9 protein-coding genes are annotated in these 14352 nt (G+C 64.5%); 8 read left to right on the forward strand and 1 reads right to left on the reverse strand.

Translation table 11 applies throughout. The features are described 5' to 3' along the window. The first annotated feature begins 7 nt into the window (after positions 1–7). The 3 genes from NYR97_RS01950 to NYR97_RS01960 all read left to right on the forward strand — a co-directional run bounded on the left by NYR97_RS01950 (position 8) and on the right by NYR97_RS01960 (position 4575). Positions 8–520, forward strand: a complete 513-nt coding sequence (locus NYR97_RS01950) for a hypothetical protein (RefSeq protein WP_074058016.1) — start codon at positions 8–10, stop codon at positions 518–520. Between the two features lie 276 nt (positions 521–796). After that, positions 797–1831, forward strand: coding sequence for a glucokinase family protein (locus NYR97_RS01955; RefSeq protein ID WP_316696378.1), 1035 nt, complete (start codon positions 797–799; stop codon positions 1829–1831). A gap of 107 nt (positions 1832–1938) precedes the next feature. Further along, positions 1939–4575 (forward strand): TonB-dependent receptor, encoded by a 2637-nt coding sequence (locus tag NYR97_RS01960; protein ID WP_316696379.1) that lies wholly within the window; start codon positions 1939–1941, stop codon positions 4573–4575. 246 nt (positions 4576–4821) lie between these two features. On the opposite strand, the gene hrpA is transcribed toward NYR97_RS01960, so the two are convergent. Next, complete coding sequence (gene hrpA / locus NYR97_RS01965) at positions 4822–8943, reverse strand: ATP-dependent RNA helicase HrpA (RefSeq protein ID WP_316696381.1); 4122 nt, start codon at positions 8941–8943, stop codon at positions 4822–4824. A 90-nt stretch (positions 8944–9033) separates the two neighbouring features. On the opposite strand from hrpA, the gene NYR97_RS01970 reads away from it, so the two are divergent. The 5 genes from NYR97_RS01970 to NYR97_RS01990 all read left to right on the forward strand — a co-directional run bounded on the left by NYR97_RS01970 (position 9034) and on the right by NYR97_RS01990 (position 13885). Beyond that, positions 9034–9591: a Dps family protein gene (locus NYR97_RS01970; protein WP_006452768.1), complete on the forward strand. Its 558-nt coding sequence runs from the start codon at positions 9034–9036 to the stop codon at positions 9589–9591. A gap of 454 nt (positions 9592–10045) precedes the next feature. Continuing rightward, positions 10046–11848 (forward strand): DNA helicase RecQ, encoded by a 1803-nt coding sequence (gene recQ / locus NYR97_RS01975; protein ID WP_316696383.1) that lies wholly within the window; start codon positions 10046–10048, stop codon positions 11846–11848. 137 nt (positions 11849–11985) lie between these two features. Beyond that, on the forward strand, positions 11986–12468 hold the full coding sequence (locus tag NYR97_RS01980; RefSeq protein WP_316696385.1) for a hypothetical protein: 483 nt from the start codon (positions 11986–11988) through the stop codon (positions 12466–12468). Between the two features lie 78 nt (positions 12469–12546). Continuing rightward, the gene (locus NYR97_RS01985; RefSeq protein ID WP_043910889.1) at positions 12547–12951 is read left to right on the forward strand and encodes a response regulator; all 405 of its coding nucleotides are present in this window, start codon (positions 12547–12549) and stop codon (positions 12949–12951) included. Between the two features lie 160 nt (positions 12952–13111). After that, complete coding sequence (locus tag NYR97_RS01990; protein WP_232372286.1) at positions 13112–13885, forward strand: hypothetical protein; 774 nt, start codon at positions 13112–13114, stop codon at positions 13883–13885. Positions 13886–14352: the final 467 nt, after the last annotated feature.

Below are 14352 nucleotides of genomic sequence, written 5' to 3' on the forward strand. Positions count from 1 at the left end.
CGCCTCCATGTCGCTCGCGCGCCGCATTCCCCTGCTGGTCTGCCTGACCTTCGCGTTGACCGCTCTCCCGGCCCTGGCGCAGCGCGCCGTGCAAGGCGATCTGCAATCGCAGATGAGCGCCGAGCAGTTCAAGGCAGCCGGCCTGGACAAGCTCAATGCCAGCGAGTTGGCCGCGCTCAACGACTGGCTGCAAGGCAAGGTCGCCAAGGAAGCGGCCGTGGTGGTCGAACAAGCCAAGGAAGCCGGCCGCCAGGAAGTGATCGTCAAGAACCGCGGCTTCTTCGATTTCGGCAGCAAGGAGCCGATCGAAAGCACGATCGTTGGCGAGTTCAAGGGCTTCTCCAAGGGTCGCGTGTACACCCTGGCCAATGGTCAGGACTGGGAACAGACCGACGCCGCCAGCTTGGCCGGCGTTCGCAAGGATGCGCCCAAGGTCAAGATCAAGCCCGGCCTGGTCGGCGTGTGGTATCTGCAGATCGAGGGCTACAACACGCCTGCCAAGGTGCGCCGGGTCAAGTAAACGCGGCTGACTTACGACAACGCCGTCTTGTCCAAACAGGCTTGCGGCTACAAACACGGTCCACCGACAAACAGGCGCTACCCCGGTTGGGGAGCGCCTGTCCTGTTTGCGCATTGAAGTCCGCACAGACACCTCCAAAACCGCCTGTTTCGCGCTTGAGTGCGTCAACAAGATCGATCCAACCCGACTGATCCATTGACATCGTTGTCACCAACTCCTACACAGGCCCGTACTCGCCACGGCATCGGACGATCGGCGAACCCTTGAGGATTGAATGTGGCTGCGACCTCGCGCTCTGCTCACGCTGCTGTCTTGCCCGCTTGCCCCGCTGCCACCGGCTTCATCGCCGCCGATGTCGGTGGCACGCATGTGCGTGTCGGCCACGTGGCGTATGCGGGCAACGCAGCGATCGAGCTGTCGCACTACCGCACTTATCGCGGCAGCGAGCACGCCAGTCTGGAGGCGATCCTCGGCGACTTTCTGCAGCAGGTGCGTGGTGTCGATGCGGTGGTGATCGCCAGTGCCGGTGTCGCACTGGACGATGGCAGCTTCATCAGCAACAACCTGCCGTGGACGATTTCGCCAAGCCAGGTGCGTCACGCGCTTGCAGTGCGCAGCGTGCATCTGGTCAACGATTTCGAAGCGGTCGCCTACGCCGCGCCACAGATGCAACAACGCGCCGTGCTGCAGCTCAGCGGGCCGACACCACGGCATGCGCGGGCTGCAGGCCCGATCCTGGTGGTCGGTCCCGGCACCGGGCTTGGCGCGGCGGTGTGGATCGATGCCAAGCCTCGTCCGATCGTGCTCGCCACCGAAGCTGGCCAGGTCGCGTTGGCCAGCACCGACGAGAGGGAGCTGCAACTGCTGCGGATTCTGCTGCGCGGCCAGCCCTATCTGCCCCTTGAGCATGTGTTGTCCGGCCCCGGTCTGCTCAATCTCTACAACGCCGTGTGCGCACTGCACGCGGTGCCGCCACGCCATCGCCTGCCTGCCGCGATCACGCATGCAGCGCTGCACGAAGACGATGCGGTGGCGCTCGAGTGCCTGCACTGCTTTTGCGCATTGCTGGGCAGCGCGGTCGGCGATATGGCGCTGGCCTACAGCGCTGCCGGCGGCATCTATCTGGCCGGCGGGATCCTGCCGACGATCGGGCAGTTTCTGGCCAACAGCACTTTTCGCGAACGTTTTTTAGCCAAGGGAAACATGCGTGCGCTGCTCGAGCGCATCCCGGTCAAGCTGGTCGAGCACGGGCAGCTGGGCGTGCTCGGCGCGGCCAACTGGTATCTGCAACAACACGTCCACGTGTCGTAAGCGATTCACCACGCGTTTGTGCTCCCCGCAAGACGCGCGACATCAAGACCCGCATCCGGCGAGCTGTCGCTCGCCGTCCATCCCTGTGCGTGATGAGGAGAGACATCATGAAATACAGCACCACCCTGCTGTCCAGCGCGATCGCATTGTCGTTGGCATTCGCGGCGCAAGCCCAGGACAACGGTGACCCGCAAGCCACCGACCTGGACGCCGTGCAAGTCGTCGGCATCCGCGCGAGCCTGGAAAAATCGCTCGACACCAAGCGCAATAACACCGGTATATCCGAAGCGATCACCGCCGAAGACATCGGCAAGTTTCCCAGCACCAATGTGGCCGAAGCGCTGTCGCAGATTCCCGGCGTGACCCTGGACCGCCGCTTTGGCCAGGGCGAACGGGTCAGCATCGACGGCACCGACCCCAGCCTCAATCTGTCGTTCCTGGACGGGCATCCGGTGGCGCAGGCGATCTGGTTGTACGGCGAGCAGCCCAGCCGCGGATTCGATTACACCTTGCTGGCACCGCAGATTCTGGGGCGTGTGGAAATTCTCAAATCCTCCGAAGCGCGTCTGACCGAAGGCAGCCTGGGCGGCACCGTGTTGATGCACACACGGCAACCGCTCGATCTGGAGGTCAACGAGGTCGCCGCCTCCATCGGCTACAGCTACAGCGCGCAAGCCAGCCAGGGCAACCCGAATGCGGCACTGCTCTACAGCTGGAAAAACGCCGCCGACACCTTCGGCATCGCGGTGTCGGCGCAGCATTACGAAGAACGCGTCGACCGCCGCGGCATGGAAGTGTTCGGCTACGCGCCGGCCAGCAGCTTCGCCAATGCGGCAGGCGACGTACCTGCCGACGCGGACGTGCCCAATTCGATCAATGCGGCCTGGTTTCAGCAGGATCGCGAACGCGACAGCGCGGTGGTCAACCTGCAACTCAAGCCCAGCGACGCGCTGGAGTTCAACCTCAGCGGCCTGTACATCAACGAGAACTTCGACAACTACAACCAGTCGATGTACAGCTTTCTGACCTGGAATCCCGGCACGGTGGCGGCAGTGGATCAACTCGGCGGGCTGCGCAATGGCGTGGTAACCAGCGGGCATTCCAGCGCCAATGCCGACCCGCTCGGCGGCACGGTGATCTACGACAACAACGTGCGCGAATCGGAAGTGACCACCAAGGGCCTGGACCTGCGCGGCGCATTTCGCGGCGACGGCTGGGGCTTGAACGGGCAGCTCGGCCAGAGCAGGTCGGAGAACAAGGACCTGTCGCAATACTTCATCGAGCCGTTCTACAACGGTGGCTTCAGTTGGGATACGCAGCGTGGCATTCGCTTCGACGATCCGGCGCGCGCGCGCGACCCGGCCAACTGGGGATCGGCGGGTGGCTGGTTCGGCAATAACGGCATCTTTTCGACCGAAAGCAAAGACACCTATGGTCAACTGGATCTCGCTGTGCAGTTCGATAGCGTGTTCAATCAGTTGCTGCTGGGCCTGCGCCACGGCAAGCACGAGGAACGCTTCGCGCTCAATGTCTATGGCGGCGTCACGCCTGGCACGCTGGCCGATGTGGGCACGATCGGGCTGACCGATCTGCAGGACTTCTATCCCGATCATGGGCAGCATGTGCAGGCAGGTCGCAACAATGTGCTGAACTGGATCCGCAACAGCCCGGTGGACTACGGCGCGCCGGACCCATCCAGTTATCTCAACAACACCTGGGCGCTGCAGCAGACCAATGATGCGGCGTACGCGCAGTTGAATTTCTCCGGCGGCGGTCTGCGCGGCAACCTCGGGCTTCGCTATGTGGACTCCAAGACCGAAGGCAGCGGCTTTGTCTACAGCGGCACGCCGTCGCTGCTGAATGCCGACAGCCTGTGGCAGACCCGCACGCGCAAGCAAGACTTCCTGCTGCCTTCGCTCACGCTGGCCTACGAGGCTGCAGACGACTGGGTGTTTCGCTTCGCTGCGGCCAAGGTGATCGCCTGGGCGCCGTACAACCAAATGGTCAACAACAGCTTCCTCAACGACACCACGCTGACCGGCAGCGGCGGCAATGCGGAACTGTCGCCGTACGAATCGTGGAATTTCAACCTGTCGGCCGAGTACTACTTCGCGCAGCAGTCGGTGGTGGCATGGTCGGTGTTCTACAAGAAGATCGACAACTACATCGACACCAGCGCCAGCGTGGAGCGCCAATACAACGCGCTGCGCGACACCGCCCCGCAGAGCTGGGCGCAACTGGTCGGCAGCAATGGCTGCAGCGCAGATGGCTACTGCGATTACAGCATCCAGCGGCCACGCAATGCCGGCGACGGCAAGGTCAAGGGATTCAATATCGCGTTCCAGCAACCGTTTGGCGACAGCGGCTTTGGCCTGACCACCAATTACACCTACGCCAATGGCGAAAACAACACCGGCGATGCGCTGCCTTACCAATCGCGCAACAGCGTTGCCTTCAGCCCGTACTACGAGAAAGGCCCGCTCAATGCACGGCTGACCTACAACTGGCGCGACAGCTACCTGGCAGGCGGCTACGTGGCCGGTGCGGCACCGGCAAGCGTGGATGACTACGCCGAACTCGGTGCGAGTGTCGGCTATGCGTTCAGCCCGAACTGGTCGCTGCAAGTGGATGCGCAGAACCTGTTGGACGAGGAGTACCTGCAGTATCTCGGCGACAAGCAACATCTGGCCGGCCGCTACAAGAGCGGGTGCCGCTATATGGCGAGCCTGCATATGAAGTTCTGACGGCATGACCAAAGCCCGGGCGCAGCGTCAGCAAGCTGCGCCCGGGCAGCATGGACCAATCCACGCGGCGGGCTCCAGGTATGCCGCTCGCACCTGTCTGACAAGCGCTCAGCAGGTTTCTAGAGGCGTCATGTGGCTGTCTGCGCTAGCCGCTCCGATGCGATCTGTCGGAGCGGCCAGTGGATGTCGATCCGCATGGATCAGCGCGTCTGGTGATCGCCTCGACCCAGGCGGATCCGGCACCATTCAACCGCGCAACGCAGCCACCCGCTGCGACAACTTTTTCGCAGACACGCCCGACTTGGCACCCAGCTCCTGCGCGAACACCGAGACCCGCAACTCTTCCAGATCCCAGCGCAGCGACTCCCACTCCGGGCGCTGCTGCAAGCCACGTGCGGCCGCATCGCCCAGCGCATCCACGAACGGTTTGAGTTCGAGCATGCGGGTCTGGTCGCGAGCCGGATCGCGCTTGGCCCGCTCGGTGCGCAGGATCATCGCCTTGAGATAACGCGGATAGTTGGCCAGCGCCTCGGCCGGGGTCTCGCGCAGGAAGCCGGCATGCACCAACGCGCGCAACTGCTGCTCCATATCATCCAGATTGCCGCGCGCCCAGCCCATCAACGGCGCTTCCAGCAAGGGCTTGAGTTCGGCCACGGCACCGAGAATGCTTTCGGCCAGTGTCAACCGCTCCATCGCCTCGCCGAACAGGCGCTTGGTCGCATCGTCGCGGCGTTGCGCAAATGCACCCGCGTCGCGAATCGCGCCCAAACCGTCCGCCAACACCGCATTGAGCGCGGCATCGACAAGATCGCCGCGCAGCCGCTCCTGCGACTCGATCGCCGCGTACAACAACCCGGTTTTGGGCGACACCGGCAGCTGCTTGCGCGCCTGCTTGATCTTGTCGGCAAGCGCGATTTCCAGCAGCCGGCGCACGCCGCGCGGATGCGCCTGGGCCGCTTCGTTGCGGTCGGCAAAGATACGCAGCGCTGCGTCGTCGCCCTGATCCACCAACGCCGGATACGCCGGCACACCGGCCTCGCCCGACACCTGTTCGGGGATCGGGGTGGCCGGGAAATCGCGCAAGCCCTCGGCAGCCAGGGCGCGGCCCGCACGTGCGGCAAACGCCTGCCCCGCACGCTCGCCAAAGCGTGCGCGCAACCCGTCCAGATCGCGCGACTCGGCCAGCACCTTGCCGTCGTCATCGCGCAGGCGCAGGTTCATCAGCAGATGCGTGTCCAGCGCCTCTTCGTCGAAATCCAGCGCCGCCACCTGCGTGCCGGTGGCCTTGCTCAGAAAGCGCGCCAGCTCGCCACGGATATCGTCGGCCGAGGCAATGCTGTAGGCCTCGTAGAACGCGCGCCCGAAATCCGGCGCCGGCACATAGTTGCGGCGCTGCGCCTTGGGCAGGCTGCGAATCAATGCCGATGCCTTGTCCGCAACAAAACCCGGCGCCAGCCACGACAGCCGCGTCGGATCCAGCGCATTGAGCAGATGCAACGGCACATCCAGGGTGACGCCGTCATCGATGGCCCCCGGCTCGAAGCGGTAATGCAACGGCAGCCGCGCATCGCCCAGCGGGAAATACTTCGGAAACCGGTCGGCCTCGCTGCCTTCGCCCGGCAGCAGATCGTTCAACGACCAATGCAGGCTGCGGCGTTTGTCCGGCGGCAAGGTTTTCCACCACGCATCCAGGCCGCTGGCCGAATGCAGTTCCGACGGAATGCGATCCAGATACCAACGTGCCTGCCACTCTTCGTCGGCCACGATGCCGGCGCGACGCAACTTGGCTTCTTCTTCGCGCGCCTGCTCCAGCACCTTGAGGTTGTCTGCCACGAACGCCGCACGCGTATTGATTTCGCCCGTTACCAGGCCCTGACGCACGAACAGGTCGTGCGCCGCGGCCGGGTCGATCTTGCCGAAATGCACCGGCTTTTTCGGCGCCAGTACCAGCCCGAACAGGCTGATCTGCTCGGAGGCGACCACCTGCCCCTGCGCACGCGACCAATGTGGGTCGAAATGCTTGCGCGCCAATAGATGCGGCAACTCGGTAATCGCCCAATCCGGCTCGATCGCGGCATTGGTCATGCCCCACACTTTTTGCGTGTCCAGCAGTGTGGCGGCCAGAATCCACGGCGGCGGTTTGCGCGCCAACGCCGAGCCGGGGAACGGCACGAACCGGCGTTGCCGCGCGGCGAGAAAATCGCCTTTTTCGGTGCGATGGCCGATCTGCGTCGGCAGGCCGGCCAACAGTGCGCGATGCAAGGCCTGATACGCCGCAGCGCGTTCGCGCTCGCTGGTGCGTGCCGATACTTCAGCGGCCTCGGCCTGCTTGTTCGCAGCTGCAGAGGTGGTGCGTGCAGGTGGCGCACTTGGCTCCGGCCTGCCTTCGCGCGCCAGACGCGCGGCGCGATGCAACTGCCCGCGCGTGGGCCGGTTGGCATTGTGGCCATCCTCGCGCGGCGGTGCGCTGGCACCGGCCAGCAGCGGCGCCATCATCACCCCGGCCGGCTCTTCGCTCCAACCGAGTTCTTCGCACAACAGGCGTAACTGCCGATGCAGTTCGCGCCACTCGCGCATGCGCAAAAAACCCAGAAAATGTCGATTGCACCAATCGCGCAATTTGGACTGGGTAAGCTCTTCATGCACCTGCCGGTACGCCTCCCACAAGCGCAGGATGCCGACGAATTCCGAGCGCGCATCGGCAAACAGCGCATGTGCGTTGTCGGCGGCCTCGCGCGCTTCGGGCGGGCGCTCGCGCGGATCCTGGATGCCCAGGAAGGAGGCAATGACGATCATCTCGCGCAGGCAGCCGTGCTGCTGCGCGGCCACCAGCATGCGCGCCAGTTTGACGTCCACCGGCAGGCGCGCCATCTGGCGGCCGGTAGCAGTCAGGCGGCGCTCGCCATCGATTGCGCCCAGCTCCAGCAGTTGCTGCCAGCCGTCGGCCACTGCACGCTCGTCAGGCGCTTCCAGAAACGGAAAATCCTCGATCCGCCCCAGGCCCAGTTGCAGCATGCGCAGGATCACGCCCGACAACGACGCGCGCCGGATCTCCGGGTCGGTGAACGCCGGCCGGGCGGCAAAGTCGGCTTCGGCATACAGGCGGTAGCAGATGCCCTCGGCGATGCGCCCGCACCGGCCCATGCGCTGGTTGGCGCTGGCCTGCGAAATCGGCTCGATATGCAGCCGGTCCAGCTTCTGACGCGGGCTGTAGCGCTTGATGCGCGCAAAACCGGGGTCCACCACATAGCGGATGCGCGGCACCGTCAGCGAGGTCTCGGCCACATTGGTCGCCAGCACCAGGCGTCGACGCGGGCCCGGATTGAACACCCGGTCCTGATCCTGCGCAGACAGCCGCGCGTACAACGGCACCACTTCGGTCTCGCGGTACTTGCGCCGCTCCAGCGACTGATGCGCATCGCGGATCTCGCGCTCCCCCGGCAGGAACATCAGCACATCGCCACGCGGGTCGATGCGGGTGATCTCATCGATCGCCGCCACGATCGCATCGTTGACGGTGCGCTCGCCATCGCGGCCGTTGCCTTGCTCGCCGTCGCTGTCATCGCCGGCCTCGCCTTCGAGCGGGCGGTAACGCACCTCCACCGGAAAAGTGCGGCCTTCCACATTGATCACCGGCGCATCGTCGAAATGCCGCGCGAAGCGCTCGGTATCGATGGTGGCCGAAGTCACGATCAACTTGAGGTCGGAGCGCTTTTGCAGCAGCTGCTTGAGATAGCCGAGCAGGAAGTCGATGTTGAGGCTGCGCTCGTGCGCCTCGTCCACGATGATGGTGTCGTAGGCCGACAACCAACGGTCGCTGGCGATCTCCGCCAGCAGGATGCCGTCGGTCATGAACTTGATCCGCGAATCTTCGCCAACCCGGTCGGTGAAGCGCACCTGGAAGCCCACCGTGGTGCCCAACGGCGTCTTCAACTCCTCGGCCACGCGTGCAGCCACCGTACGTGCGGCGATCCGGCGCGGCTGGGTGCAGCCGATCATGCCGGCCGCCCCGCGCCCGGCCGCCAGACACAGCTTGGGCAGCTGGGTGGTCTTGCCCGAGCCGGTTTCGCCGGCAATGACCACCACTTGATGATCGCGGATCAACGCGATGATGCGCTCGGCCTCGCGCGCGATCGGCAGTTGCGTGTCCAGCGTGATGGCGGGCTGCTGCTCGGCGCGCGCCTTGCGCTGCGCCTGCGACGCCGCCAGCGCTTGCTCGAAGGCCTGACGCAGCTGCACGTTGCCGGGTTTGCCTTGCCAGCGCGACCACAGGCCTAGCAAGCGGCCCCGGTCGCGGCTCATGCCGCCATCGACGGCGCTACGGCGCTCGCGCAAGGTGGTGGCCAGGTCGGTATCGATAGCGCTCATTGATGAAAAAATGTGAAAGATTGAATGACGAGTGATCCTTTAGAGTGACTATTGTGACCCGATATCTGTTCCCTCAGGAGGACCATTCCCATGTCCAAGAAAAAGAACGCCAACAAGCCCGTCGTCATCATTGACGGACCAGACGCCTTACCGGTTGCCGCCGCATCGGCCCCGCACATCGATATCGGGATCAAGGACGGCGATCGCAAGAAGATCTCCGACGGTCTGGCCCGCTACATGGCTGACGCCTTCACCTTGTATCTGAAGACCCACAACTTCCATTGGAACGTCACCGGGTCGATGTTCAACTCGCTGCACACCATGTTCGAAACCCAGTACACCGAGCAGTGGGCCGCACTGGACGAAGTGGCCGAGCGCATCCGCGCCCTGGGCTACAACGCGCCGGGCTCCTACAGCGAGTTCGTTGCCCTGACCTCGATCCCGGAAGAGCAGGGATTGAGCGACAGCGCCGACTGGCGCGAGATGGTGCGACAGCTGGTCAGCGGCAACGAAGCGGTCTGCCGCACCGCACGCAAGGTGTTGGGCACCGCCGACGACGCCGGCGACGACCCGACCGTGGACCTGCTGACCCAGCGCCTGCAGACCCACGAAAAGTACGCGTGGATGCTGCGTTCCTTGTTGCAGTAAACCCTTCGGGCTTCGCCCCCTGCGGGTTTGCCCAAGGTTGCGCCGTTGGCGAAACCTTGGGCCCCTGCTCAATTGCCTGCCACACCCCGCGCCTTCGGCGCGCCCCCTGACTCAGGGGGCTATTGTTGGTCGGGTTCTCGGTGAGGGAGCTCTTGGTGGACGAGTTAGGCAGCGCTCAGTTCGGGTATTCGTCTCTGCCGCGTGATCAGCATGGACCCTCAGGCAGCAAGCCCCTCTCCCCGGGAGAGGGTTGGGGTGAGGGTAAGGAGCGAAGCCCAACTGGCCCAGCTCCACGTTCGGCCTTCTGCAATCTCCCGCGCAGCACGCCCCACACCCAGCGACTCGCATCAGCAGTCGTAGGCGCCATCACATCGCGGCGATTCCTGACCCGTCATCGCGCACCATCGCCGGCATGAGACCAACCAGCGCTTGACCCGCGCGGTATCCTAGACCGATGTCTTCCCCCGCCCACGAACTGCTCAGCCGCGTCTTCGGTTACGACGACTTCCGCGGTCCTCAACAGGCCATCGTCGAACACGTTGCCGCGGGTAACGATGCCCTGGTGCTGATGCCCACCGGTGGCGGCAAGTCGTTGTGCTACCAGGTGCCTGCGCTGTTGCGCGATGGCATCGGCATCGTGGTCTCGCCGCTGATCGCACTGATGCAGGATCAGGTCGACGCCTTGCGTCAGCTCGGCGTGCGTGCCGAATTCCTCAACTCCACGCTGGATGCGGAAAACACCCAGAGGGTCGAGCGCGCCTTGCTCTCGGGCGATCTGGATCTGCTCTACGTCGCGCCAGAGCGCTTGCTGACGCCGCGCTTCCTGTCCTTGCTGGAGCGCAGCCGCATCGCGCTGTTCGCCATCGACGAGGCGCATTGCGTCTCGCAATGGGGCCACGACTTCCGCCCCGAATACCGCCAGCTCACCGTGCTGCACGAGCGCTGGCCGCACATCCCGCGCATGGCTTTGACCGCCACCGCCGATCCACCGACCCAGCGCGAGATCGCAGAACGCCTGGATCTGGTCGACGCGCGCCACTTCGTCAGCTCCTTCGACCGCCCCAACATCCGCTACACCGTGGTGCAGAAGGACAACGCGCGCAAGCAATTGCAGGAATTCCTGGGACGTCATCGCGGCTCGGCCGGCATTGTCTACGCCATGTCGCGGCGCAAGGTCGAAGAAACCGCGCAGCAGCTGTGCGCGCAAGGCTTCAACGCCCTGCCCTACCACGCCGGTTTGCCGGCCGAGGTGCGTGCGGAAAACCAGCGCCGCTTCCTGCGCGAAGACGGCATCATCATGACCGCCACCATCGCCTTCGGCATGGGCATCGACAAGCCCGACGTGCGCTTCGTGGCGCATGTGGATCTGCCCAAATCGCTGGAAGGCTACTACCAGGAAACCGGCCGCGCCGGCCGCGATGGCGACCCGGCCGAAGCCTGGCTCTGCTACGGCCTGGGCGACATGGTGCTGCTCAAGCAGATGATCGAACAGGGCGAAGCGGCCGAGGAGCGCAAGCGCCTGGAGCGCGCCAAGCTCGATCACCTGCTGGGCTATTGCGAATCGATGCAATGCCGTCGCCAGGTGCTGCTGGCCGGCTTCGGCGAGACCTATCCCAAGCCCTGCGGCAACTGCGACAACTGCCTCACCCCGGCGGCCGCCTGGGATGCCACGGTGGCTTCGCAAAAAGCGCTCAGTTGCGTGTACCGCAGCGGGCAGCGCTTCGGTGTAGGCCACCTGCTCGACATCCTGCGCGGCAGCGAGAACGAGCGCATCAAGCAGCTCGGCCACCACCAGTTGAGCACCTACGGCATCGGCCGCGACCTGGACGAGCGCACCTGGCGCGGCGTGTTCCGTCAGTTGGTGGCCGCCAGCCTGCTGGAGGTCGACAGCGAAGGCCATGGCGGTCTGCGCCTGACCGACGCCAGCCGCCAGGTACTCAAGGGCGAGCGCCAGGTCATGATGCGCCGCGAGAACCCGGCTGCCGGACGCGAGCGGGAGCGCGGCACGCAACGCACCGGCCTGCCGGTGCAGCCGCAGGATTTGAGCTTGTTCAACGCCTTACGCGGCTTGCGCGCAGAGCTGGCCAAGGAACAGAACGTGCCGGCGTTTGTGATCTTCCACGACAGCACGCTGCGCAACATCGCCGAACAACGCCCCACCAGCATCGATGCGTTGTCGCATATCGGCGGCATCGGTGGCGGCAAGCTGGCCCGCTACGGGGCGCAGCTGATCGAGATCGTGCGCGAACAAGGCTGATGCAACGGCGTGTGTCATCGGCATACCAACGCCGGCACAAAAATCCGCAAGATCGACAGCGCGCATTCAATCAGCCGTTGCTAGTTTCACAAGGCGATCTGGCACGCGCTGTCAGTCCCTCATGTAGAGTCCACTCGATGAAACGCAGCCTGCTTCTCCTGGCCACTCTGTTTGCCGCTGGCGGCGTGCTCGCCCAGGCAGGCGACGGCAGCGCCGAGCCGGTCACGGCGCGCTCGCTCGATCTGAGCATTCCGCAGGCACCGGTGCAGTACCGCTCCGATCCCGAGGTCCCCACCGATCCGCCAGGCACCTTTTACGGCGACAAAAGCGGTCCCCAGCCTGCGTTGAGCCGACCCAGTGCCGCCGCCATCGCCGCCGAACGCGCCGAGCAATGCCAGGGCAAGCTGCATGGCGCAGTCGAAACCGGCATGGGCTACGCCAGCCGCGGCGGCAACAGCAACTGGCAAGCGGTCAATCTGAATTCCTGCAAGACCTATTACGACGACGACGGCAAGGCGCACCAGATTGGCGTCAGCATCAGTGTCGGACGTGGCGAAGGCCCGATTTTCGGCCCGCGTTATGGGCCTGGCGGCTACGGTCCCGGCCCGTTCGGCTGGTAACTATACGGCCCCGTCTGCGTTGACGGAGGGTTCACCCCTGCATCGCTGAGAATGCGGCTTGCCTTACGAGACGCGCTCATGTCACAGAACAAGGAACGGCCGGTTGTCTTCGTCGTCGAAGACGGCGATGGCACCCGACAACTCAGCTGCCTTGTGCTGGAGAGCTATGGGTTCACCTGCCGCAGTGCAGGCTCGGTCGAAGAAGCGCTGACCCTGATCGAAAGTGACCCGCGCATCGACGTGCTGTTTTCCGATATCCACTTCCCCGGCGGCCTGACCGGCGTGGATCTGGCGGTCAAGACCGCGCAGGCGCCGTACAAGCTTCCGGTATTGCTCACCTCCGGCCTGGCGGTGGAGTACGTGGAAGAGATCCTGCCGGACGGCGTGGCCTTCCTGGAAAAGCCTTACACCCCCGAGCAATTGTTGACCGCCATCCGCAGCGTGATGGCCAAACACCGGGTGCTTCCCACCCCGGTGGCCTGACGTCGGCCGCCGCCACTGGACGGCGGCCCACAATCCCGGTATGAAATGCCAGCCGTCGCGCCATGCGCCGGTCACGGGGATTGATCAACACACGCGTGTGCCTAAGGATGCGGCGCCATCGCCCGCCTGGCACGCTCGTGCTTTCACGCCAGGGGAAAACATGAAACATCTAGTGACCGCAGCCATCACCATGGTTGCGTTGAGCGGCTGCGCGACGGTACTGAACGATGCGACCCAGCCGATCCGCATCGATACCAAGACCGCCGACGGGCAGACCATTTCCGGCGCGGATTGCGCCATCAGCAACGACAAGGGGCGCTTGACCCTGAAGTCCGGCCAGACCGCGCAGGTGCACCGCTCCTCGCACGATCTGGATGTCACCTGCGTATTGCCTGGTCAGCGCGATGCGTCCGGCCGCTCCATCTCGCGCGCCAACATGGGCATCTGGGGCAACATCCTGATCGGCGGTGCCATCGGCGCCATCGTCGATCACAGCAAGGGCACGGGTTACACCTATCCGAGCTGGATCCAGCTGGTGTTCGGGCAGACGCTGAGCTTCGACCGCCATCGCGAAGACCGCGGCCAGCCATTGCAGGGCGAAAATGCGCAAGGCGTTGTGGTTGCAGCGAACGCCGGTGCGAACGGCAACGCCCACAGCGGAGCCGTCACTTCGCCGCTCGCCACAGAGCTTGCTGCACCGGCGCAGACACATGCTGCAGCACCGCCCGCCGCTGCCTCTGCGTCCACCGCCTCACCCGCACGTGCAGCGATGTCGACCGAGTCGGTGGTGGCACGCGCACAAGGCATCAGCACCGGCTTGAGTTGCGGGCAGGTGCAGGCCAACAGCGCCACGCGCTTCAGCGCTACCTGCAGCAGCGGCAGCACGGTGCAGATCGACTGCTCCGGCTTTCGCTGCACACCCACCTTCCGCTGACGGCACAGGCTGCGCTCCGTGGCGAGCGCAGCCTTGGCGCTGCATGACCTTGGCGCTGCATGTTTGTGTGCGAGCATCGTTCGCCGACGTATCCAGACGCTGCAGGGTCTGCTTGCCGAGCTGCGTCAGACAGTTCGATTAGGCACCAACAGCCATACGTCCATCGCACGACTGGGCACAACTGCAGCACGCAGAAAAACGTCCTGGCCCCACGCATACGTCGTATTTCACGCGATCAAGCACGCCGCTCGCTAGGCTGGTTCGAATGCAGCGCTTTGCTGCCAAAGAACTCAGGAGATCCCCATGGGCGACAACTCGTTTCTGTCACCGGCTTTCATCATCTTGGTCGTTGCGATCATCGGCGTGGTTTTCTGGCTGGTGACGCGTGCCAAGAAAAAGCGCAACAAGAAGTAAGCGACCCGGGCATCGGTTCGAAGGCAGCGAGTCGTCGCATTGCCTGCAGGTTG

This window comes from Xanthomonas hydrangeae (assembly GCF_032697525.1).
GTDB classification, from domain to species: domain Bacteria; phylum Pseudomonadota; class Gammaproteobacteria; order Xanthomonadales; family Xanthomonadaceae; genus Xanthomonas; species Xanthomonas hydrangeae.